Source organism: Streptomyces sp. NPDC043427, from assembly GCF_056436655.1.
The window spans coordinates 81,123-102,515 of the sequence record NZ_JBWKCC010000009.1 but is presented as its reverse complement, the minus strand read 5'-3'; the positions used below and the strand labels follow the sequence as shown (position 1 = coordinate 102,515).

The following is a 21,393-nucleotide window of genomic DNA, read 5'->3' as shown; positions in this document are numbered from 1 at the left end:
TCTCGCCGAGGAGCGCGCGGTGGCGCTGCACATCAAATGGCGTTCACTAATAGCGCCTAACACAATGAGAAGAGACGCTCCTGCTTCTTGTCAGTCAATGCGGCCGGAGCGTCTCATTCCGATCTTCAGTGGCCCAACCGGCACTATCGGTTATCGAGGTGCTTGTGGGAAGTTTCATGCTCCTTGAGGGCCTGGTAGCGGTTCGCCAGGGCGTGGAACGCCTTCTTGGGTTCCCAGGGCATGTCCGGGTACGTACGTGCGTCCGCTGGGTAGCCGCTGTGCTCGTCGAGGATCTTGACGATGCCGTAGGAGGCGAGGTCGGGGTCCGGTCCGGACAGGCGGTGGGGGGTGCCGTAACCGGCGAAGCTGAACCAGAAGACGGAGTCGACGCCTTCGTCTTCGAAGATGGGCATGAGGTCGTCGAGATAGCGGACCTGCTCGCTCTCGTCACGCACCAGATCAGGCTTGGGAGTGACACCGTCCGGCTCCATGGCCACGTACCAGCCCGAGCCGCCGTAGTCGCCCGCCCCGCGGAAGGTGCAGCAGCCGACTTCCATGATGGCGACCGGCTTGCCGTGGGTGAACTCCTTGCGCAGGTCGTCGCGGTAGGTGGCAGCGTTGCGCAGACCCCGGAAGGCGTCCAGGCCGACGATGTCGAACGGGCTCCAGTCCACGCCGTCCAGAGGGCACGAGGCGTAGCTGACCGGGCCGGCGAAGAGGGGGCGGACGGTGCGCACGACGTCGCCGAGGAAGGCGTTGACTTTGTCGGGGATGGGCCGGAGCGCGGCTTCGCGATCGGGGCCGGCCAGGACCGGGATGCGCTCGTTGAAGGTGTCGCCGGGCAGGTACCCGCGGGCGAACAGGCTCAGTTCGCAGCCGGTGACGAGGACGACGTCGGCGCCATCTCGGCGCAGGCGTTCGGCTCGCTCGGCACAGTCGGCGAAGTACGGAAGCATCTGGTCGTTGGTCATCTCGCAGGGGAACGGCGAGAACCAGACCTCCAGCCCGGCGGCGGCCGCATGCCGTGCGGTGGTCTCGATCCGGTCCGGGTCGCCGCCCGTGATGCGGATCGCGGTGCAGTGCAGATCTTCGGCGATGACCCGCATGTCCCGCGCGACGACGTCGGCGTCGAAGACGGGGCGGGAGGTATCGCCGTTGGGAAAAGTGCCGGTGTCGTAGTGGATGCCTTTGCCTCGCATGCCGTGCGCCTCCGATGAGAATCCGCGTGTCGCCTACAGCGCGATCGTGAAGTCTCCAGCGGCGTTAGAGTCAAGCCCGGATGGTGATCAGCCGTTTGAACCCGATCGCTGCCTCCTCGCCGACGGCTCCGTCCTCCTCAGCCGTTTTGATGGGCGGCTGAGCACCAGCACTTGGCGGTATGTGATGAGACAGCATGCGAGTCGCAGGAAGGCTTCGTGGATGTCAGCCCTGCGTTCCCAGCGAATGCGCAAGCGTCGGAAGCCATGGAGCCAGGCGAAGGTGCGCTCGACCACCCAACGGTAGGTGCCCAGTCCGGTGCCGTGCCGGGTCCCACGGCGGGCGATGGCCGGCACGATGCCGCGAGCGCGGACCTGCTCGCGGTAGACGTCGTGGTCGTAGCCACGATCTGCGAACAATGCGTCCGGCTTGCGGCGAGGACGCCCGACCCGGCCGCGAACCGGTGGGACGGCATCGAGCAGAGGCAGCAACTGGGTGACGTCATTACGGTTGCCACCGGTCAGAAGGACCGCGAGCGGAGTACCGCGCCCATCGGTGATCAAGTGGTGCTTGGAGCCGGGCCGGCCCCGGTCGACCGGCGACGGGCCCGTGTGTACCCCCCTTTTAGCGCCTTGACGTGGGAGGAGTCGACTACACAACGGGACCAGTCCAGTTTCGCTGCCGCGTTCAACTCAGCGAGCAGGACCTCGTGAAGGCGTTGCCAGACGCCAGCTTCATTCCAGTCCCGCAGCCGACGCCAACATGTCATGCCCGAGCCGAAGCCCAGGTCCTGCGGCAAATACTCCCACTGGATCCCGGTGTGCAGCACGTACAAGATCCCGCACAGCACATCCCGGTCCGGCAACGGCTTGCGGCCCGGATACCGAAACCGCCGCTCACGCCGCGGCAGCAACGGTTCAAGGCGGTCCCACAGCTCATCCGACACGATCCACGGTGACGTCCCCACAAAGAGCCGAACGCTCAACCCTCGCCCCAGACACGGTAACAAGGGCCGATCCACCTCATTGTGTTAGCCGTTGTAAGCCCGAGGACCAGAGCACCAAGGACCCGACCCGCTGCACCGCACGGTGAACAAGACGCGCAAGGACGACAGCCGCAAGGCCGGGCGCGGGCACGGCCCTGGGCGCCGTGGTGGCCCGGCCGCTGCTGCACCAGGTCTTCCAGGGCGCTGACCTCGGCACGGTGGGCGTCGCGCCGGCGATCGACTCCTGGGTGTAAGCGACCACCATGCTCGGCATGCCCGCGGTGGTGGTGCTGGCCGCGCTGGTTCCGGCGCTGCGCCGGCCTCGCCCGGCACCGGTCCGCCGTCCGCGGGCAGCGAGGTGACTAGCGCGACCAGGTCGAGAGGGATGCCGGACGCGCTCTCCGCTGCCATCGCCTGCGCCCGCTCTCGGGCTTGACTCGCAACGTGGGCTGCGGCGGGGGTGGCGTAGCGCGGCACGTCGCCGAACCGGGGATGCCAGAGCAGGTGGTCCCAGTGGGGATGGGTGGAGAACCCGGCGACCACCGGAATGCCGAGCCGGTCCACGTCATCGGCGAGTTGGTTCAACTCGGAGCCATCGACGCCGGGATCGATCAGGATCAACCCGTCCTCCCCGCGCACCGCGATGGAATTGGTCCAGACCCACTCGCTCTGCCGGACCCAGACGCCGTCGGCCACCTGATTCAGCTTGCCCATCTCCACTCCCGTCGGTTGGTTGCAGTGCTGAGATTGCGATCCGCAGCCAAATTCATCGCTTTCAGCGCCCGCTGGGCGCGATGTTGTGCTTGAGGGGAAAGGCGGTGTCGCCGACGTTCAGGTCATCCGCTGATCGGCCGTCCGCAGGGCGAGTCAGCCCGGATCTTGCATCAAGGCGACCCCGGCCAGGAGGTGGTCCCGAACGCCGCCTTCGTGTCATGGACGAGCTGATCGAGGAGGAGCTGATTCGCCTCTGCAGCCCGAAGGGCGCGCACGACCCGGAGCGAGGCGCGAAGCGCCACGGCGCCCGGCAGGCCAAGGTGGTGCTCGGGGGCGCAAGTCAAGGCCCGGCGGCCCAGGGCCCGGACGACCGCGGGCGAGGAGGCGGAGCTCCGCACCTGGGAGCTGTTCGCATCCGAGGACCTGCTCAAGGAGCGGGCCGTGGAGACGATGCTCGCCGGACTCCAGACCCGGCGCTACGAGACGGCGCTCGAGCCGACCGGCGAGCCCGGCTCTTCGACCTCGCGCTCGGTGGTCTCGCGAACGCCCCTCCCGCTTGGGTTAGTTGGAGTCGCCTTGGTGGGGCCGCTGAACGCCGCCCCAGCCAGACCGGCCGGTACCGCCGATGGCCGGTACCGCCGCGATCGGGGCGGTTGTGCATCTGCTGGCTGCCGCCATCGAGGAGGGCTGGGGCCTGGTCCTCGATGAGCGGTGCACGACCGACATCAGCTACCGTCTGCTGCCGACCTGACGGCCCGGCCTCACTTCTGGTGCCGGGCGAAGAACCGAGCCCTGGCGTCGAGCTCGAACTGCGGGACGCCGGTGTGCCCGCCGAGATTGGCGTGCAGGGTCTTCTTCTTGGAGCCGAAGGCGTCGAACGGGTCCAGGGCCGAGTGCCGGTCGTTCCCTTCGTCGTCCCACTGCAGCAGGACGCAGCGGAATGGTGACCTGGCGGGCCTGCTCGAAACATGGCGGCGGGCACGAAATTCCCGGCGAAGAAACCGGCGGCGGAGATGCGCGGCTCGACCACCGCCAGCAGGATGCCGATGGAGATCACTCCTTCTTCGTACCCGACCGGGCCGCCGATCTCGGGCGGCGAAAGGAGGGCGTCCAGGGGGGCCCGCCAGTCCGGTGGCCGTCGGCCGACGGCCACCGGACTGGCGAGGATCAGACCCCGAACGGCTCGCTGGGTCCCACCACGGCGGTGAAGCCGTTGGTCGCGATGACACGTACCAACAGCTCTCGACCGGAGTCGAGCTGGCTCGGGTCCAGTGTGACGGACGGCGTCTTGAGCCCCACACCGACCGTCTGCCAGGTCCGGCCCTGGTCGCTACTGATCTGGACGGTGAACGTGTGGCCCTCCTCGGCGGGCCGCTCGAGATCGGCTGCGACCCTCAGCCTCTGGCGGTCGACCAGCTCGGTGCGCACGGCACGTGTGACCGGCGGTGCCGCCCCGGCACGGAAGGTGTCCACCACGGCTCCGCCGACGACCAGTTCGACCACGGACACCTCCCGGCCGACGGTGACCGTCGCGTCCACGATGCCGACTCGGTCCTCGTCGGGGGCGAGTTCGGAGTCGAGTTTCACCGGTGCGGAGTGTTCTTCCACCACGGCGCCGCCCGCGGTGGTGAACCGCAGCGTCACGGGGCTGTCCGGTACGGGAGTGGTCGGTGACACGTTCGGAGCCGGGTTGACGAACGCGATCTTCCCCTGGCCTTGCGTCAGGTTGACCGTGCTGATGACGTTGACCACGGTCTGTCCGGGCGCAGGGCCGCCGCCACCGTCGGCGAACGACGGCAGGGCGTTCTCGGCCACGAGTCGGCGCCGGATCCCCTCGTAGGTGTAGATGGACAGCCACTCCCGGGGGCAGTAGGTCATGACGTCATGCCACTGGGTGCCGGGCATGGCGGTCATGGGAAGCGTGTTGGCCGGATCGCCGACGTCGAAGCCCGCGAATCCCGCATCGGTGTTGGACAGCTGCCCGGCGGGGAAGGGGTAGTTGTTGAGGTCGTTCGTGGTCTCCCCGCAGAATCCCGGATGCAGCCTCCCCAACGTGTGCCCCAGTTCGTGGCCCCCGTACCAGTCTCCGTACGACCCGTCCACGTCCCAGCTGAAGGTCCCACTGGGTACTCCCGTAGGACCGCAGGCCACGACGGCCGGGTCGGGACTGGTGTCGGGGACGCTCGCCGCACTGCCTCGCATGAAGAAGCCGGCGTCGCTGACCATGCCGTAGTAGTGGGTGCGCGCGTCGGTGCCGGCGTTGACATCCTGGGTGCGGATCGCAGCCAGCTGCGCGTTGATGTCGCTGGAGACGAACGGCACTGTCGCCGTGGCGGCCACCACGGCCTGCGAGTTCAGCACCTGGGCCACCGGATAGGCCCGGCCGAGCCAGGACACGAGCAGGTCGAAGTCGATGTTGCGCGGAGCATAGGTAACCGACGGTGTGCCCTGCTGGTAGGTGAAACGGACGATCCGCACACGCAGTGGGGGGCCGGGCTGGAAAGTCACCGTGGGGCGGCGTTCGCCGCCGAGCGCGATCGGGTTTCCGGTCACGCTGTCGGTCACACCGGACAGCCAGACCGTGAGCTGACCGGCAGCGGTGGCGGCGGCCGGCAGCACGAAGTTGAGACTGCGGTTGGCGTCGTCACGGGCGCGGGTGAGGTTACCCGCATCGGCGGGATTGAGGGTCACCGTGTTGGCGGAGGGAACGACCACCGGCGCGGCCGACGGCCCCCGCACCGACAGCTGGGCCCTGACCGTGACGGGCGCGCTGCCGTAGTAGCTCAGATACGCCCTCACCACGGTCCGCTTATCGGCCACCAGCGGTACGGAATGGCCGAGGTCCTGCACCCCCTGGGTGACCTCCAGGGCGTCCATCTGCAACGGGTGGGTGCTGGTGTTTCCGGCGGAGAGGTCAACGCTGACCACCTCGGCCGAGTCGTCGGGGTGGGTGGCCTCGACCGCGCGCCCGGTGACGAGCGCGTTCGCCATGACCTGGATCATGAGGCGCTTGGCGGTGCGGACGGCCTCGGACTCGTCCGCGCTGGACTGGATGGTCAGCAACTCGTTCGCCGCAGGGTCGGGTCCGACCCACAGGCATGCCATCAGGCTTCCCTGCATGGACGACAACCGCTGAACGTAACCTTGTGTTACAGCCATGACAACACGCGCCCTTCGTCCGTCACACAGGGTCGATCTCGACCGAGGTGATCTTCGCGTCGCTGTCGCCGTGCCCGGCCGCAACCACGCGATAGTTGGTCGCCGCCGCGGCGAGCGACTGGACGAGGTTGGCCGCGTACGCGGCATCGGCCGCTGACCCGTCATTACTGACAGCCAGCACTTCGGAGTTGTCCGGTGTGGGACCTATCCAGACGCAGGCGGTGGTCTGCGACAGGATGGACAGTCGTTGTACCGGTCCGGTCGTCGTAGCCATGGCAGGGAACCCCTTCGGTGGATGACGGAATGGCTGTCAGAGCGGCCTGTCCAGCAATCCCAGTTCGAGGGCGCCGTCACTGAAGTAACGCAGGTCGCCGCGGACCCGGATGCCGCCGGAGAGGAACTGCTCCCGTGCGTCGGCCTCTCCGTCGAGAACGGCACGGATGACTGCGGCGTCGCCCATTACTTCGACCAGGGTGGGCCTGCCCACGCCGGCCGCTACGTTCTCCGAAACGTTGACCTCGTTCGCCCCGCACTCCAGAACGTAGGTTCCGCCGCCCTCTCCGGACAGATGGAGCACGATGTTTCCCGGCCGCAACGACCGGTTCTTCGCGAGCTTGTCAGCGAGGTTCTGCAGCGACTCTTTCATGGTTCCTCCGCCCGCCTTCGGCACGTCGGGGTTTCGCATTCATGAACCACTCCCGATCAATGTCACAGCGATACGCTCTGCCTCGACAGGGAGCGGGGAATCGAGCCAGCACGGGATCAACGGCTGCAATATCCGGGCCATACGTGATCGCGACCCGATGTGCTCATCACCGACCCGGCACGCGTCGAAAGCGGTAACGAGATTGTTGATCGATTCGTGCAGTCGGCGGCTTCGTGGTGCCGCTGTTCCATCCTAGGCATGGTGGGGATATCGCGCAGCCTGTGCTGGAAATGCCTTCACCTCGCACCGCGTCGAGCAGTACATCGAGCAGTACGTCGAGCAGTGCAAGGCCGTCGAGCGCCGGTCGACGCCGGTGATCCACCGGTCCCCGCACTCGGGGCACTCGACCTCACCCGCACCGTCCTGAACGGCCGCCGGACGCTTGCGCAAATGCCGGTCTGACCGCTACTGCCTCGCAGGCAGATAAGGGCCAACTCGTATAGAACCTGTTTTGTCGACGGTGCAACCGATTCAGCCAAGACGCCATCAGATCGCCGTACACCGCAGGCAGACGTGCAAGAAGCGCTGACTTCCTCACTCGCACCACATTGCGTAAGCACGTTGATTTTTGCGAATTCACCTTCCGCCCCCAGGCGCCGCTGCTCGTCCCCGACACCCTGCAAGTCCCGACGCAGACCATCGACGTACGCGACCTGGCGACGCCCCCTTGACGCTGCGGAACGCCGAACCACAGGCACCCCCAACGCGGTTGGCCCGACTGTGCCCTTCGCCGAGTGGATCGAGCTGTCCCGGAGCGTCGGGGGACACGCCGGGCCGGTCATCCCCGTCGCGTCCCAGCAGTTCCTCGCGCACCGAGTGGCCCAGTACATGGGCCCCGACTCACTGCCCATGTGGATGGTCGAACCGGGAGGATGGGAGGGGCTGGGCGGCGCACGACGGATCTGCCGCCACGGCCGCGGGCCTGCGCCACCACTCCCGCACCGGCTTCCTTGCCGACACCCTGTGCTGGGAATACGAGCAGGGACTTCACCGGCGCAGCGGGCGGGAGTAGCTCCTCATGGAGGGGCAGATATGACACCGTGCTGACGGTCAGGTTCGCCGCGCGCTGGCCGCCAGAAGGCCGGGCGACAGGCGAATTGGTTACTCGACCAGATGCCGGTGCGCCTTGCTCCAGTCGATCCTGTTGTCGAGTTCGGTCAGGAACCCATCGGCAGCCCAGGTGGCCTGGGGCTCGTGCCCCTGCTCAGCCAGCCGGCGCACGAGGTCGGCGTTTTCTTGCTGTCTGGTGATGACGGCGTCGACGATCCCCGCGGCCGAGTCGAGGCCGTACGCGCTGCAGAAGTCCTCCAGCCGCGAACGGCGGTCGGGCGGCGCCGGGTACTGCAGCCAGCGCAGGCAATCTGCATCGTTGCGGAACGGGGCAACGTACTCCAGGGCGTAGGCCACGTCCTGCATGCGTGGTGCCGGGCGGGCGAAGTCCCAGTCGATGATTCCCATCGGCTGGTTACCCTGCCAGACGACGTTCCAGGGACCGAAGTCCCCATGGCAGATGACCTCGTCGTCGCCTGGACTGCCTGCGTCCGTGGACCAGCTCGCGCCCGGCGGAGGTGAAAAGCTCCTGCAGGCGTCGTGGTAGTCGCGCAACAGCCGGGCGAAGTTCCTCAGACCTTGGTCGTCCACGACGTTGACCCAGCTCGCAGGACCGGAGTCACCCTCGATGTAGGTAAGGACCTCACGCCCCTCGTCGTCGATTCCCAGCGGCTGCGGCGCATAGGCAAAGCCAACCTCCGCCAGGTGCCGCAGCAACGCATGGACGGTGGGTGTCCACGGCTGGACGGGCCTGCGGACAGTGTCACCGATCCGCACCACCCGACGATGGGCACCGTCCTGCATCACTTCCTCACTCGACACGCGGTTCACGTTACCCAGCCGCCTGAAGGCGCGGCACCTCGATCAACCCAGCCCGAATGTGGCTCGGTCGGCGACGGACGACCACAACGCCGAGGACAAGGAACGCTGTGGGGTCGACCAGGTGTTGGTCCATACCGTGCCCGTCTTGATCCCGCGGCCGACGCGCAGCGGGCGGTCGGAGTCGCGTGTCCAGATGGATGCGGCGAGGCCGAACTCGGTGGCGTTGGCGCGCTCGGCGGCCTGATCCTCGGTGTCGTCCGGCACAGCCGGGGGCCCGCCGCAGGAATGACGTAGCCCGATGGTGGGGCTGACGGCTGAGGAGCGGTGCGGCGTGAGCGGGTCCGGTCGGCGGCCGCTGATCTGATTGACGCGGGGGCCAGTGACCGTGAGGTGGCCCGGCGGTACAGGGTGCCGCGGATGTCGGTGAACCGCCGGCGGCGGGCGTTGGCCGAGAGCCTTCGGGCCTTCAAGGCCCGAGCAGCGCCCGCTGCAAGCTCAAGGCGGGTGAATCGCGCGTGGTGCGGGCGGTGTTGGATGACGGCACCGGCTGCCTCCGGCTGGCACTGACCAGTGCTGGACCGTTGGCGGGGATCGCCGAGGTCGTACGCCACCAGTTCGGCGTCGAGTCACCCCCTGGCCGGGCTGGACCTGCTGTTGCGCCGCATCGTCGGCACCGAACCGCGCGCTGCCCGCGCTCGTCGTCCTGATCCTGGCGCTGCTCAGCCGCGCCGTACGGAGAACAGGCGCACCGCCACAGCCAGCGCCAGCCCGGCCGCGATGAGGTACAGGCCAAGACGTTGTTCGGGCACTGCCGGTGACCACACCCGCCAGGCCGACGGGGTGTAGCTGTCGGCCGCCAGGTAATCTCCGTAAAACCTTGGAGGCGCGCTGGTCTGGCCGCGAACCCACAGCAGGGCGCCTATGGCGGCAGAGGTTGCGGATATCGCATACATGGCCGTGGCGCAGCGCGGGGCCGGTCTGTTCATGGGTCCTCTTTGGTCGTGGTGGTTGTGGTGTGGATTCTCGCCGCCCATACCGGTCAGGTTCGCGCCGGGGTCAACGTCGGATGCGGGGCGCTTTTGAGCCTGGCTCGGCAATACCGGTTGCTCGTACGGTGACCGCATGGCCAGGGGCGGGGTGCCGGATGCGGCTGAGTACGACCTCGGACGACGACTTCGGGCCCGCTGCGGTGCCGTGGGTGCGGCGATTCACTGATATGTGCGGCCAACGCGACGGTGCCGGCGTGGACCTGGACGGCTGGGCGCCGGGCGCCGATGCCGAGTTCGCTGATCCATTCCGGCGGCTTCGGCCGGCTGCGCCGGCCGTGCTCTTCCTCGGCCCGGCGCCTCTGCGGGGCCGCGATCTTGCGGTCGATGCGCTGCAGTCACATCGCGTGCCACACCCGCATTCTGTGGAATCAATCGGGGCGGGGTGCGGCTCTTCCGGAGTGACCAAGCGATCAAGCGAAGAGGTCGTATCCCTCCTGGTAGGGCCTGCCCAGGGTGGCGTTCAGGTCTCCTTCGTCACCCACCCGGCGGAGAACGTCCAGCCCGTCCATGGGCGCCTGCTGGTGGCCAGGGACAGCAGACCGGCGAACGTGGCACTGGCCGCGTTGGAGAGGGGGGCGGTGCGGCCGGTCCACTGAAGGGGGCAGCGTTGCTGGCGCAGCCACCAGAAAGCAATGCCTACGGCTCCGGTGCCAGCGGCGCAGGAGGCACCGCGCAGGGCGCTGGAGAGGAGGGCACCTCGACGGCGTCGGACCCAGGCGACGGCTCGGTTTGACCAATGCGGCTGCTGTGCGTGGGAGGAGGGAAGATCAGGATCGGGCATGGTGGTGCTCCTTGGGGTGGGTGTCGCTGGGTGTCCGACGGCGCCTGTGTCGGCGCCGGATGCGGCGCCGTTCCTCCCGAGTGGGGTCGGTGTCGGCGGCGTGCCCGGCTTGTCCTTCCTGCACACCCCCTTTCGCCGGGCCTTCTCCTCCTCGGCGGCGGCCTTCTCCAGGGCGCTGAGAACGTCGTCATCAAGGTGCATCCCGGCGGCGTCGTGGTGGGCGCGGGCGGTGGTGGAGTCCACGCTGATCAGGGACAAGTCCACCTCGTCCCGCTCAGCGGCTTGTGCGATCAGACCCTCCAGCAGGGCCTCGAAGACACCGGCGTCCCGCCACCGCCGGAAGCGGTTATGGACAGTGGGCCAAGCCCCGAACTCCGCTGGCATCTCCCGCCATTGCCCGCCCGTCTTGAACCGCCGGATCACGCCCTCGAACTGCTGCCGAAGCTGCTCTGGATACGGGCCATACCTGCCGATCGGCAGGTACGGCCCGGTGAACTTCCACTCCTCGTCCGTCAGTTGTGCTCGTGTCACGCAAGAAGATCTACCGGTCCGGGCCCCGCCGCGAGAGCGAACCGCAGATCGATCACGATGCGAACTGCACGCTGGAGCACCCCGGACACTGCAACGTCTTCGCGATGTCCTCCGCGCCAGAAATAGCTGATCCAGCGCGGCCGGTGTCAGGACCAGGCGATTTCGCCCTGGCGGGAGACGAAGCGTCCGCTGCCGGCGCCGGGCTCCTCGGTGGCGAGGTGGACGATCGCGTCCGTGCCTTCGGTGACGGTTTGGGGGCCGCTGTGACCGTTGAGGTCGGTCGCGGTGTAGCCGGGGTCGGCGGCGTTGACGCGGATGCCCTTGAGTCCCTTGGCGTACTGCGTGGTCAACATCGTCAGCGCCGCCTTGGAGGAGGTGTACAGCGGCGCGACGACGTGCGACTCGGGTCGGTCGGGGTCGTGAGTGAGGGCGAGGGAGCCCATGCCGCTGCTGACGTTGACGATCACAGGGTCGTCCGAGCGGCGCAGCAACGGCAAGAACGCGGTGGTGGTGCGGATGACGCCGATGACGTTGACGTCGAGGACGTCGCGGGCGTCGGCGGCGGTGAGGTCGCTGGGGTCGCCGACGGGGCCGAGCACACCGGCATTGTTGATCAGGACGTCGATCCTGCCCTCGTGTTCGGCGACGTTCGCGGCCGCGGCGGCCACGGACGCGTCGTCGGTCACGTCGATGGGGACGTAGCGTGCGCCGAGCGCAGCGGCGGCTCCCTCGCCCTGCTCGCGATTGCGCGCTCCGACGAGCACGGTGTGGCCACACTCGATCAGGCGGCGGGCGGTCTCGCGGCCGAGACCCTTGTTGGCTCCGGTGATGAAGGTGATCGTCATGCGCTCGATGCTGATCCCGACGAGGGAGGCGGACCAGGGACGCTCCGACGGTAGGAAGACCAGTACCACCCTCGGGCCCCCATGCACGACCGGGGATGCAGGAGGATGGAGGTCATGTCGGCGATACCCGGAACCGGACTGGGCGTGACGATCCGCACATGGCGGGAACGGCTGCCCCCGTCGGCCGCCGGGCTGCCGGTGGCCCGCGGGCGCCGGGCTGCCGGGCTGCGCCGCGAGGAACTGGCTGACCTGGCCGGGGTATCGGTCGACTACGTCGTGCGCCTGGAGCAGGGGCGGGCCACGACACCCTCCGCGTCGGTGGTGGCGTCCCTGGCGCGCGCCCTGCAGCTGTCCACCGCCGAGCGGGACCACCTTTACCGGCTGGCCCAGCTCGTACCGCCGGTGGACGGCACGATCGCTTACCATCTCCCGCCCGGCGTGCAACGGGTGCTCGCCCGCCTCGGTGACGTGGCGGTTGCCGTGTTTGCGGCGGACTGGCAACTGGTGTGGTGGAACAGCGGATGGGCCGGCCTGCTGGGCGATCCCTCCGCATCGCCGCCGCGGCTGCGCAACTTCGCCCGCGACAGGTTCCCAGTAGACGCCGGGCCCGCCCGCCTCGCGCTGTGGCCAGTGGCCGAGACGGACCGCGACGCCACCGACGCAGCCGTCGTCTCAGACCTGCGCCGCGCCACCGGCCGCTTCCCCCAGGACAGCCGCCTGGCCGCGCTGATCATGGATCTGAACGCGGGCAACAGGAGGTTCGCCGAGCTGTGGACGACCGGAGAGGTGGCCGCGCACCGCGAGGACCACAAGACCATCGACCACCCGTCGGTGGGCCCGGTCACGGTGGACTGCGACGTCCTGACCGACGGCGACTCCGAGCTCAAGATCGTCATCATGACCGCCGTACCCGGCAGCGAGGACGAAACCAAGCTTCGGCTCACCGCCATCGCCGGCCCACCGGCCACCACACGCAACTGATCCGACCTACGTGTCGATCGACCGGCCGCTTGTGCGTGGCGAGCGCCGAATCACGACACCAACCTCTACAAGGAGAGGAACACTGTCGAGCGCCTGATCAACAAGCTCAATGCCTGGGCATCGCTGTGTTCCTCAATGATCTGGATCGAAGACCTCACACCGGACCACCGACGATCACAACTCGATACGCGCCCTAGAAGGAGAGAAAGTCATGGACTCTGCGCGCAGGGCCGACGACGAGCAGGCAGCCCGCTGGAAAGGACCCGCCGGTCACGCGTGGGGCGAGCTGAGGGGAGTACTGGACGAGATGTTCAGGCCCATCGAGGAGCTCCTCGTCGATGCCGTCGCCGCCGAACAGGCTCGGCATGTGCTCGAGGTCGGCTGCGGTACGGGCGGCCTCACGCTGGCCGTGGCGCGACGGCTCGGTCCGGAGGGTCGCTGTGTCGGCGTCGACATCTCCGAACCGATGATCAGCACGGCCCGGGAGTACGCCGAACAGGAGGACGTACCGGCGTCGTTCATCTGCGCCGACGCACAGGACCCCGCCTTTGAACCCGGCGCCGTCGACGCCGTCATCTCGCGGTTCGGTGTCATGTTCTTCCCCGATCCCGTCCGGGCCTTCGCCAACCTCCGGCGCGCTGTCAGGGACGAGGGCGTGCTGCGGTGCGTCGTCTGGCGTGATCCGGCCGAGAACCCGTTCATGACCACGGCCCAGCGCGCCGCGTCACCGCTCCTCCCGGACCTGCCCGTCCGCCGGCCGGACGAGCCGGGACAGTTCGCCTTCGCGGACGCGGACAAGGTCCGGCGCATCCTGGCGGAGAGCGGCTGGGCCGGGATCGACATCCGGCCGGTCGACGTGGTCTGCACCCTGCCCGAGAAGGAGCTGGTCCGTTACTTCACCCGGCTCGGTCCGGTGGGCATGTACCTGCCCGAGGTGGACGAGCAGACCCGCGGACGGGTCGTCGAGACGGTCCGTCCCGCCTTCGAGCCCTTCGTGCACGGCACGGAAGTCCGCTTCACCGCGGCCTGTTGGACGGTCGGCGCCCGAGCCTCGTCAGCGAAATTTTCGTGAGGCCCGGCCCTCTTTCGTGAGCGCGGGCGCCCGGCGCATAGTGAGATCACGATGACGCTGAAGAAAGCCCTGGTGGTCCGCGGCGGCTGGGAGGGGCACCAGCCGGCCGAGGCGACGGAACTGTTCCTGCCCTTCCTGCGGAGCAACGGATACGCCGTCCGGGTCGAGGAGTCGACCGACGTCTACGCCGACGCCGCCGAGATGGCCGGCACCGACCTGATCGTGCAGTGCGTCACGATGTCGGAGATCACGCGCGAGCAGCTCGCGGGGCTGACCTCCGCGGTCGTGGCCGGCACCGGGTTCACCGGCTGGCACGGCGGCATCGCCGACTCGTTCCGCGCCTCCTCCGACTATCTCCACCTGGTGGGTGGGCAGTTCGCCACGCACCCGGGCAGGGAACCGTGCGAGCGCCGGGGCGGGCCGGAGGACAACTTCCTGCCGCATACCATCGCCGTCACCGAAGCCGGCCGCGAGCACCCCGTCACCGCGGGCATCGAGGACTTCGAGCTGCACACCGAGCAGTACTGGGTGCTCCACGACGACCTCATCGACGTCCTGGCCACCACCACGCATCCCACCCGGCCGTGGGAGCCCTGGCACCGGCCGGTCACCTCACCGGCGGTCTGGACCCGCCGGTGGGGGGCCGGTCGGATCGTGGTGACGACGCCGGGGCACAGCCTCGACGTGCTGGAGAACCCCAACGTCCGCACCATCATCGAGAGGGGCATGCTGTGGGCGACGCGCACCGCGTCGGCGTCGTAGGGCTCGGAGTCATCTCCCGCGCGTACCTGGACACGCTGGCCGGTCATCCCGCCGTGCGCGTGACCGCGGTTGCCGACCTCGACGCCTCCCGGTCGGCAACGGTCGCCGCCGGACTGCCCGGCGTCCGGGCGCTGACCGTCGAGGAGCTGCTGAGCAGCCCGAACGTGGACACGGTGCTGAACCTCACCACCCCCGGGGCGCACGCCGAAATCGCCCTCGGGGCCATCGGCCACGGCAAGAACGTCTACGGGGAGAAGCCGCTCGCCGCCACGCTCGCCGACGCCCACACCGTCATGGCGGCCGCCGCGCGGGCGGGAGTCGGAGTGGGGTGCGCGCCGGACACCGTGCTGGGCACCGGAGTGCAGACGGCGCGGGCGGCCCTGGCCGCCGGGAGCATCGGACGCCCCCTGTTCGCCTCGGCCGTAATGATCACCCCGGGCCACGAACGCTGGCACCCGTACCCCGACTTCTACTACACCGAGGGTGGCGGCCCCCTGCTGGACATGGGGCCGTACTACCTCGCCTCCCTTGTCCATCTGCTGGGCCCGGTGCGGGCCGTGACGGGGGCGTCCAGCCGGCTGCGCGCCGAGCGGGTCATCGGTTCCGGCCCGCGCACGGGAGAGCGGATACCGGTGGAGGTGGACAGTCATGTCTCCGGTGTGCTGGAGCACGTGGACGGAACGCTGACGACGATCACGACGAGCTTCGACGGGGTGGCCACCACGGCGTCCCCGATCGAGGTCCACGGCGAGGTGGGAACCCTCGCCGTCCCCGATCCGAACCGCTTCGACGGCGACGTACGGCTCTTCGGACTCGGCGACACACAGTGGCGCACGCTCCCTCCGTCCGCGGGCTACGTCGACGGCGCACGGGGAGTGGGCCTGCTCGACTTCATCGCCGCCGACGGGCAGCGGGCACCGCGCGCGAGCGGCGAACTCGCCCTGCACGTAATGGAGACGATGACCGCGCTCCTGCGTTCGTCGGCCGAGGGACGGCGCATCGAGTTGACGACGTCGGCGCAGCCGCCCGCCTGCGTACCGCTGACGGCCGCCGAGGACTGGGGTGGCGGCGCCGAGGAGTGGGGCGGCCGGGCCGCGCCCAGCCCCGCGTGACCCGGCGATGCCGCGGCGGTCAGTCCACGGGCCAGGTGTGCGCGGGCGCGTTCATGTGCATGTAGTCCATGTATGTGGCGGTCATCTGCCGCAGCGCCTCACGCCGGTCGGAGACGCCGGTCTTCTCCAGATGATGGACCCTCTCCGCCTGCCACAGGGCGCCGTTGCGGGTGGTGACACAGCGCTGCTCGACGATGCCCAGCAGGGGTTCTCGCCACTCCGCGCCATACCGGTCAGCTCCAGACCCCGGTGGGCCAGCGGCAGCAGACGCCGCAACACCAGTTCCGTAACAGGCTCGTCGACGCCAAAACGCCCCGGGGCCTGGCCTGGCCGGGTCGGCTTCGAGCCCGGTCAGTGCCTCCTCGAGGGCGGCGGCCGCCTCAGGTCGCGGCCCTGCTGGGCGAGGGTGGGCAGCAGAGCCCAGGCGGGGAGCTGGACCAGGCCGGCGGGAACCGCGGCCGCGCCGCGCTCGGCGTACGCGAGCGCGGCGGTCAGGTTGCCGGTGTGGCGGGCCACCATGCTCTGCGCCCCGTAGGCCCACGCCGCCAGCGCCGTATCCCCGCACCGGTTGGCGTACGACACGGCGGTGCCCAGGTGGTGTGTGCGCCGGCCGGGTCGTCGAGGTGGAAGGCCAGGTTGCCCAGCAGCCCTGAGAGCCGGCCGACCTCGCGGTGCAGCCCGGTGCCGTCCGTGCCGGGAGATAGCAGCCCGGCCAGCAGGGTGCGGGCTGCGCAGACCTCCCTGAAGAGCACCGGGACGGGGTGCTTGCTGTAGTTGAGGTGGTAGTGGTCGGCGGCGGCTTCGGCGAGTTCGTCCACCGGCGGACTGCCCTCGCCTTCCGCCAGGTCCACGAGCTGGAGGGAGTCTCTGACCGAGGGGAGCCCAGCGTCGGTGGTCATCGGATTCGCCCGTTCCTGCTATGCGGCAGCGAGCTCGAGGAGTTTTGGAACGCCCTGGGCCTTCTGGTAATGCTGGAAGCGGGGGAGAAGGTCGTCGACAAGCTGCACGCAGCGGGGGGCTCCGATGCGACGTGCCAGGAGCAGGGATTCTCCCCGGCGATCCTGCCGCCACGGTGCCGCGCACGTCCTCCGAGGTCGCCGAGGTGCTCCCGCTGCTCTACCTGCTCGGCCTGTCCTGCGGCGACTCGTACAAGCCGTCCCCACAGAGACGGCCGGCCGGAGCTCACCGGGCGGCCCCGATCCCGAAGGAGCCACCTCACACCCCAGTCACGATCATCGGCGCCGGATGCGGCGAACTCACGCTGACCCGCGTCCTGCACGTTCGCGGAATCCCGGTCACGGTCTACGAGGCGGATTGGCCGGCATCCACGACAACAACGGGCAGCTCACACTCAAGGCGGCCAGGGTGATGGACGAGTTCACGCCATCGTTCTGGAAGGTCGCCAGGCAGTGCGGGTCCTCGACCGGGATGGGACCGTCCGGCTCGACCAAGCCGACGACGGCACGGGCGGAGGCCACGTAGGCCGGGGTGAAGCACAACTCGACCTTGTTCTTCTTCGCCCAGCGACGGATGTCGGCGCCTTGCGTGCGGACAGGTTGTCCAGGATCACGTAGATCGGGGCGCCGACGGGCCGGGCGGCGCGGATCGTGGGCCCATCGACGTGTGAGAGCCCTGAGCCGGGCCGGACCTGCGGCAGCGGCACATGAGTACCGTCTCCACGAGACAGGCCGTTGGCGGTCGCCTCACGTCGGTTGCCAGATGCGGGCGAGCGTTGATGCGGTGAGGAGTTGTTCGGGGTGCCCCTGTCCTGCCAGGTGGCCGTTGCGGAGGAGGAGGCAGGCGTCCGCGGAGCGTGCGGCTTCGAGGTCGTGGGTGGCGTGGACGACGGTCACTCCGTCAGCGACCAGCTCGGTCAGCAGCGCGCTGATCCAGCCCCTCGCCTCGGGGTCGAGTCCCGTGGTCGGTTCGTCAAGGAGGAGCAGGTCCGATTCCTGGGCGAGTCCTTGGGCGATCAGGGCGCGTTGCCTCTGTCCGCCGGACAGCTCTCCGAGTTGGCGGGTGGCGAGGTCGCTGATACCGAGCCTCTCCATGGCCTGGTCCACGGTGATGCGGTCCTGTCGGGTCAGTCTGCGCCACGGTCCGCGTTCGCCCCAGCGCCCCATTTCCACCGTCTGCCTGACCGTCAGCGGCAGTGCGTCCCCGACGGCGCCGCGCTGCGGGACGAACGCCGGTGGCCGGTCGCCATGGTGGTGGAGCTCGCCTGATGTGGGTTGGATCACTCCGGCCAGGACTCCGAGCAGGGTGGACTTCCCGCTTCCGTTCGGGCCGACGAGCGCGGTGGTGGCCAACGCCGGTATGTCCGCGTCCAGTTGATGGAGGACGGGACGGCCCGGGTAGCCGGCGGAGAGCTCGGTGAAGCGGACGCGGGACGTTTCGCCCTCGGCTTGGGCGAAAGAGGGGGATTTCTTGAACATGATTTTCATTGTAATGTCCATCGCATGGAGTGGTTGACGGGTCCCTTCGAGGTGACCTTTGTGCAACGGTCCCTGTGGGGCGGGATGTTGGTGTCGGTGATCTGCGCACTGGCCGGTACCTGGGTAGTGCTCAGGGGGATGGCCTTCCTGGGTGACGCCATGTCCCACGGGCTGCTGCCAGGAGTCGCGCTCGCCGCGCTGCTCGGTGGCAACCTGCTGGTCGGGGCGGTGCTGAGCGCGGTCGTCATGACCGCCGGTGTGACCGCCCTCGGCCGCACCCCGAGGCTGTCCCAGGACACCGGTATCGGCCTGCTTTTCGTGGGGATGCTGTCCCTCGGCGTCATCATCGTGTCGCGCTCGCAGTCCTTCGCGGTCGACCTGACCGGGTTCCTCTTCGGTGACGTCCTCGCCGTCCGTGAGCAGGACCTGGTGCTGCTCGGCGGGGCGCTGCTGCTGGCACTGGTCGTCTCGGTCCTCGGCCACCGGGCTTTCCTCGCCTTGGCCTTCGACCCGCGCAAGGCTCGAACGCTCGGCCTGCGTCCCCGCCTCGCTCACGCCGTGCTGCTCGGCCTGCTGGCGCTGGCCATCGTCGCCTCCTTCCACATCGTGGGGACGCTGCTGGTGCTGGGCCTGCTCATCGCTCCGCCGGCGGCCGCGTTGCCCTGGGCGCGCAGTGTGCGGGGCGTCATGGCCCTCGCGGCGCTGCTCGGCATCACCGCCACCTTCGGCGGTCTGCTGTTGTCCTGGCATCTGAGCACCGCGGCCGGCGCGACCGTCTCGGCCCTCGCGGTGGCCCTGTTCTTCCTCTCCCACCTGGCATCCGGTCTCCGCGACCACCGCCGTGCGCGCTTCGTCGGCGTGCACGCCGCGGCAACCGACTGAAAAGAACCTGAGGCGATCCCTTTGCTCGTCCGAAGTAGCGTCCGAAGTAACGTCATTCCTTGGGTGGCTGCCGCGCTCGTGGCCGTCTCCGTGTTCACAACGAGCTGCGCCGGTCAGAACGACGACGCGTCCGCTCCGAAGCCCGGCGCCTCGGCCTCCGCTCCGCACGGGTACGTCGAGGGGGCACAGGAGAAGGCGGAGCAGCAGTCGCGGCTGCTGCTCAACGACCCGGGGACCGGAGACACCCGGGTACTCGATCTGATCACCGGAAAGGCGCAGGAGGCGTCCCGGAGGACGGGCACCACCGGACTCACCACGGACGGTCGGTTCGGCTACTTCCATACCTCAGGCGGCACGCACGTCCTCGACAGCGGCGCCTGGACGGTGGATCACGGCGACCACGTCCACTACTACCGCGCGGCCATACGTGACGTGGGCCGGCTGCCCGGAGGGCCCGGCACTCGCGTCCGCAGCGACGCTGCCGTGACCACGGTGACCGACGAGGACGGCCGCGCCAGAATCTACCGTCGGGCCGAACTGGAGAAGGGCAAGGTCGGCTCGCCCCGCACGCTTCCCGGTACACAGGCGGGCGTTGTCGTGCCGTACGCGGAGCACCTGCTCAGCCTCACCGACAACGGACAGGACGCCGCGCAGCTCGCGGTGTACGACCGCGAGGGCAAGCGCGTCGCGTCGCCGGACGCGGCGTGCGAGGACCCGCGGGGCGATGCCGTCACCCGGCGCGGAGCCGTCCTGGGCTGCGCCGACGGTGCCCTGCTCGTCCGTGAGACCGACGGCGCGTTCACAGCCCGGAAAATCCCGTACGGCGACGACGTACTCGACACCGATCGCGCCACGGCCTTCCGGTACCGGCCCGGCAGCGACACGCTCACGGCTTCGGCCGGGGAGCGGGCCGTGTGGGTTCTGGACGTCACCGAGCGCACATGGACACGGGTGAAGACCGGTCCCGTCGTCGCGGCCAACACGGCAGGCGAGGGTTCTGCCTTGATCGTGCTCCAGTCCGACGGATCGCTGCACGGCTACGACATCTCCACCGGCAAGCAACTTTCGAAGACAAAGCCGCTGGTGACGGGCGCACCCGAGGCCGCCACCGACCAGAGCCCGGCGCCCGTCATCGAGGTCGACCGCAGCCGCGCCTACCTCAACGACCCCCGAGGCAAGCGCGTGTTCGAGATCGACTACAACGACAACCTGCGCATCGCGCGCACCTTCGACCTGGACATCGAGCCGGCCCTGATGGTGGAGACCGGACGATGACGAGACGGACGCGAGGGTCGCGGCCGCTGCGCACCTTCCTGCCGGTCCTGCTCATCCTCGCCCTGGCCGGTGCCGGCACCGCCTGTACGAGCAGCGGCGACCAGCCCCGGGTGGTCGTGACGACCAACATCCTGGGCGACATCACCCAGGAGATCGTCGGCGGCGCGGCCGAGGTGACGGTGCTGATGAAGCCGAACGCCGACCCGCATTCCTTCGGTCTGTCGGCCGTGCAGGCCGCTGAGTTGGAGCGGGCCGATCTGGTGATCTTCAACGGGCTGGGGCTGGAGGAGAACGTACTGCGGCACGTGGAGGCTGCCCGCGAGGCAGGGGTGGCCACCTTCGAGGCCGGCAAGGCGGTGGACCCGCTCACCTTCCAGGCCCACGACGACGGCGGACCCGAGGAGGAGGCCGGGCAGCCCGACCCGCACTTCTGGACCGACCCCGACCGCGTACGCAAGGCCGCCGGCCTGATCGCCGACCAGGTGGTCGAGCACGTGGACGGCGTCGACGAGACGGCCATCCGCGACAACGCCGACCGCTACGACGACCAACTCGCCGACCTCGCCACCTGGATGGAGAAGTCCTTCGACCGCATACCCGAACAGCGGCGCGCGTTGGTGACCAACCACCACGTCTTCGGCTACCTCGCCGAACGCTTCGACTTCCGGGTGGTAGGCGCGGTCATCCCGAGCGGTACGACGCTGGCCTCGCCCAGTTCCTCCGACCTGCGCTCACTCACCCAGGCGATGCGCAAGGCAGGCGTACAAACCGTGTTCGCGGACTCCTCCCAGCCCAAGCGGCTGGCCGAGGTGCTGCGTACGGAGATGGGCGGACAAGTACGCGTCGTCGAGCTCTACTCCGAATCGCTGACCGAGAAGGGCAAGGGCGCCGGCACCTACCTGCAGATGATGCGCGCCAACACCACCGCCATGACGGACGGCCTGACCGGCGCCTGAACCAGCGCGCCCGACGTGGACACCGGCCGACCGGCCGCTCAAGCACACCCACACCCATGCCGCACCCGCGCGGCACAGA

Annotated in this window: 19 protein-coding genes and 7 pseudogenes; 10 read left to right on the top strand and 16 right to left on the bottom strand. The window is 69.1% G+C overall.

Annotated features, from left to right (window positions below; translation table 11 throughout):
• Window positions 1-143: 143 nt before the first annotated feature.
• The 3 genes and pseudogenes from AC067M_RS17525 to AC067M_RS17515 all read right to left on the bottom strand — a co-directional run.
• On the bottom strand, window positions 144-1,199 hold the full coding sequence (locus AC067M_RS17525; protein ID WP_478697867.1) for a hypothetical protein: 1,056 nt from the start codon (window positions 1,197-1,199) through the stop codon (window positions 144-146).
• Between the two features lie 177 nt (window positions 1,200-1,376).
• Window positions 1,377-2,164 (bottom strand): annotated as a pseudogene (locus AC067M_RS17520) (IS5 family transposase); the annotation flags it as partial.
• 399 nt (window positions 2,165-2,563) lie between these two features.
• A pseudogene (locus tag AC067M_RS17515) lies at window positions 2,564-2,896 on the bottom strand (MBL fold metallo-hydrolase); the annotation flags it as partial.
• A 625-nt stretch (window positions 2,897-3,521) separates the two neighbouring features.
• On the opposite strand from AC067M_RS17515, the gene AC067M_RS17510 reads away from it, so the two are divergent.
• Window positions 3,522-3,647: a hypothetical protein gene (locus AC067M_RS17510; RefSeq protein ID WP_478697866.1), complete on the top strand. Its 126-nt coding sequence runs from the start codon at window positions 3,522-3,524 to the stop codon at window positions 3,645-3,647.
• 10 nt (window positions 3,648-3,657) lie between these two features.
• Here AC067M_RS17510 and AC067M_RS17505 read toward each other — a convergent pair.
• The 6 genes and pseudogenes from AC067M_RS17505 to AC067M_RS17480 all read right to left on the bottom strand — a co-directional run.
• A pseudogene (locus AC067M_RS17505) lies at window positions 3,658-4,028 on the bottom strand (alpha/beta hydrolase); the annotation flags it as partial.
• Window positions 4,029-4,063: 35 nt separating this feature from the next.
• Window positions 4,064-6,001 (bottom strand): hypothetical protein, encoded by a 1,938-nt coding sequence (locus AC067M_RS17500; RefSeq protein ID WP_478697865.1) that lies wholly within the window; start codon window positions 5,999-6,001, stop codon window positions 4,064-4,066.
• A gap of 76 nt (window positions 6,002-6,077) precedes the next feature.
• Window positions 6,078-6,329 (bottom strand): hypothetical protein, encoded by a 252-nt coding sequence (locus tag AC067M_RS17495; protein WP_478697864.1) that lies wholly within the window; start codon window positions 6,327-6,329, stop codon window positions 6,078-6,080.
• 36 nt (window positions 6,330-6,365) lie between these two features.
• On the bottom strand, window positions 6,366-6,701 hold the full coding sequence (locus tag AC067M_RS17490; protein ID WP_478697863.1) for a hypothetical protein: 336 nt from the start codon (window positions 6,699-6,701) through the stop codon (window positions 6,366-6,368).
• Window positions 6,702-7,862: 1,161 nt separating this feature from the next.
• On the bottom strand, window positions 7,863-8,633 hold the full coding sequence (locus tag AC067M_RS17485; protein WP_478697862.1) for a phosphotransferase enzyme family protein: 771 nt from the start codon (window positions 8,631-8,633) through the stop codon (window positions 7,863-7,865).
• Between the two features lie 42 nt (window positions 8,634-8,675).
• Window positions 8,676-8,897, bottom strand: coding sequence for an aldehyde dehydrogenase family protein (locus AC067M_RS17480; protein ID WP_478697861.1), 222 nt, complete (start codon window positions 8,895-8,897; stop codon window positions 8,676-8,678).
• Between the two features lie 34 nt (window positions 8,898-8,931).
• Here AC067M_RS17480 and AC067M_RS17475 point away from each other — a divergent pair.
• Window positions 8,932-9,299, top strand: a pseudogene (locus tag AC067M_RS17475) (IS630 family transposase); the annotation flags it as partial.
• A gap of 843 nt (window positions 9,300-10,142) precedes the next feature.
• Here AC067M_RS17475 and AC067M_RS17470 read toward each other — a convergent pair.
• The 3 genes and pseudogenes from AC067M_RS17470 to AC067M_RS17460 form a co-directional block, all read right to left on the bottom strand.
• On the bottom strand, window positions 10,143-10,463 hold the full coding sequence (locus AC067M_RS17470) for a hypothetical protein (RefSeq protein WP_478697860.1): 321 nt from the start codon (window positions 10,461-10,463) through the stop codon (window positions 10,143-10,145).
• Between the two features lie 37 nt (window positions 10,464-10,500).
• Window positions 10,501-10,994, bottom strand: a pseudogene (locus tag AC067M_RS17465) (transposase); the annotation flags it as partial.
• A gap of 146 nt (window positions 10,995-11,140) precedes the next feature.
• The gene (locus AC067M_RS17460) at window positions 11,141-11,839 is read right to left on the bottom strand and encodes an SDR family NAD(P)-dependent oxidoreductase (RefSeq protein WP_478697859.1); all 699 of its coding nucleotides are present in this window, start codon (window positions 11,837-11,839) and stop codon (window positions 11,141-11,143) included.
• Window positions 11,840-11,953: 114 nt separating this feature from the next.
• Between AC067M_RS17460 and AC067M_RS17455 the strand changes: the two genes are divergently transcribed.
• From AC067M_RS17455 to AC067M_RS17440, 4 genes are all read left to right on the top strand, one after another.
• On the top strand, window positions 11,954-12,820 hold the full coding sequence (locus AC067M_RS17455; RefSeq protein WP_478697858.1) for a helix-turn-helix transcriptional regulator: 867 nt from the start codon (window positions 11,954-11,956) through the stop codon (window positions 12,818-12,820).
• 211 nt (window positions 12,821-13,031) lie between these two features.
• The gene (locus tag AC067M_RS17450; RefSeq protein WP_478697857.1) at window positions 13,032-13,892 is read left to right on the top strand and encodes a class I SAM-dependent methyltransferase; all 861 of its coding nucleotides are present in this window, start codon (window positions 13,032-13,034) and stop codon (window positions 13,890-13,892) included.
• Window positions 13,893-13,943: 51 nt separating this feature from the next.
• Entirely contained in the window at window positions 13,944-14,654 is a 711-nt protein-coding gene (locus tag AC067M_RS17445) for a ThuA domain-containing protein (RefSeq protein WP_478697856.1), read from the top strand.
• The gene (locus AC067M_RS17440; RefSeq protein ID WP_478697855.1) at window positions 14,624-15,766 is read left to right on the top strand and encodes a Gfo/Idh/MocA family protein; all 1,143 of its coding nucleotides are present in this window, start codon (window positions 14,624-14,626) and stop codon (window positions 15,764-15,766) included. Before AC067M_RS17445 ends, AC067M_RS17440 begins: the two co-directional genes overlap by 31 nt.
• 19 nt (window positions 15,767-15,785) lie before the next feature.
• Here the strand turns inward: AC067M_RS17440 and AC067M_RS17435 are convergent.
• The 3 genes and pseudogenes from AC067M_RS17435 to AC067M_RS17425 all read right to left on the bottom strand — a co-directional run.
• Window positions 15,786-16,060: pseudogene (locus AC067M_RS17435) on the bottom strand (glutamate--cysteine ligase); the annotation flags it as partial.
• A gap of 57 nt (window positions 16,061-16,117) precedes the next feature.
• Complete coding sequence (locus AC067M_RS17430; protein ID WP_478697854.1) at window positions 16,118-16,285, bottom strand: hypothetical protein; 168 nt, start codon at window positions 16,283-16,285, stop codon at window positions 16,118-16,120.
• A complete protein-coding gene (locus AC067M_RS17425) occupies window positions 16,258-16,665 on the bottom strand; it encodes a hypothetical protein (RefSeq protein ID WP_478697853.1) in 408 nt (135 codons plus the stop codon). The genes AC067M_RS17430 and AC067M_RS17425 overlap by 28 nt, the downstream gene beginning before the upstream one ends.
• 299 nt (window positions 16,666-16,964) lie before the next feature.
• Between AC067M_RS17425 and AC067M_RS17420 the strand changes: the two are divergent.
• Window positions 16,965-17,301 (top strand): annotated as a pseudogene (locus tag AC067M_RS17420) (FAD-dependent monooxygenase); the annotation flags it as partial.
• A gap of 168 nt (window positions 17,302-17,469) precedes the next feature.
• Here the strand turns inward: AC067M_RS17420 and aztA are convergent.
• Window positions 17,470-18,210: a zinc ABC transporter ATP-binding protein AztA gene (gene aztA, locus AC067M_RS17415; protein ID WP_478697852.1), complete on the bottom strand. Its 741-nt coding sequence runs from the start codon at window positions 18,208-18,210 to the stop codon at window positions 17,470-17,472.
• A 15-nt stretch (window positions 18,211-18,225) separates the two neighbouring features.
• On the opposite strand from aztA, the gene aztB reads away from it, so the two are divergent.
• The 3 genes from aztB (at window position 18,226) to aztC (ending at window position 21,314) form a co-directional block, all read left to right on the top strand.
• Entirely contained in the window at window positions 18,226-19,083 is an 858-nt protein-coding gene (gene aztB, locus AC067M_RS17410) for a zinc ABC transporter permease AztB (RefSeq protein WP_478697851.1), read from the top strand.
• Window positions 19,084-19,146: 63 nt separating this feature from the next.
• The gene (locus AC067M_RS17405) at window positions 19,147-20,358 is read left to right on the top strand and encodes a hypothetical protein (RefSeq protein WP_478697850.1); all 1,212 of its coding nucleotides are present in this window, start codon (window positions 19,147-19,149) and stop codon (window positions 20,356-20,358) included.
• Complete coding sequence (gene aztC / locus AC067M_RS17400) at window positions 20,355-21,314, top strand: zinc ABC transporter substrate-binding protein AztC (RefSeq protein WP_478697849.1); 960 nt, start codon at window positions 20,355-20,357, stop codon at window positions 21,312-21,314. Before AC067M_RS17405 ends, aztC begins: the two co-directional genes overlap by 4 nt.
• The last annotated feature ends 79 nt before the right edge of the window (window positions 21,315-21,393 follow it).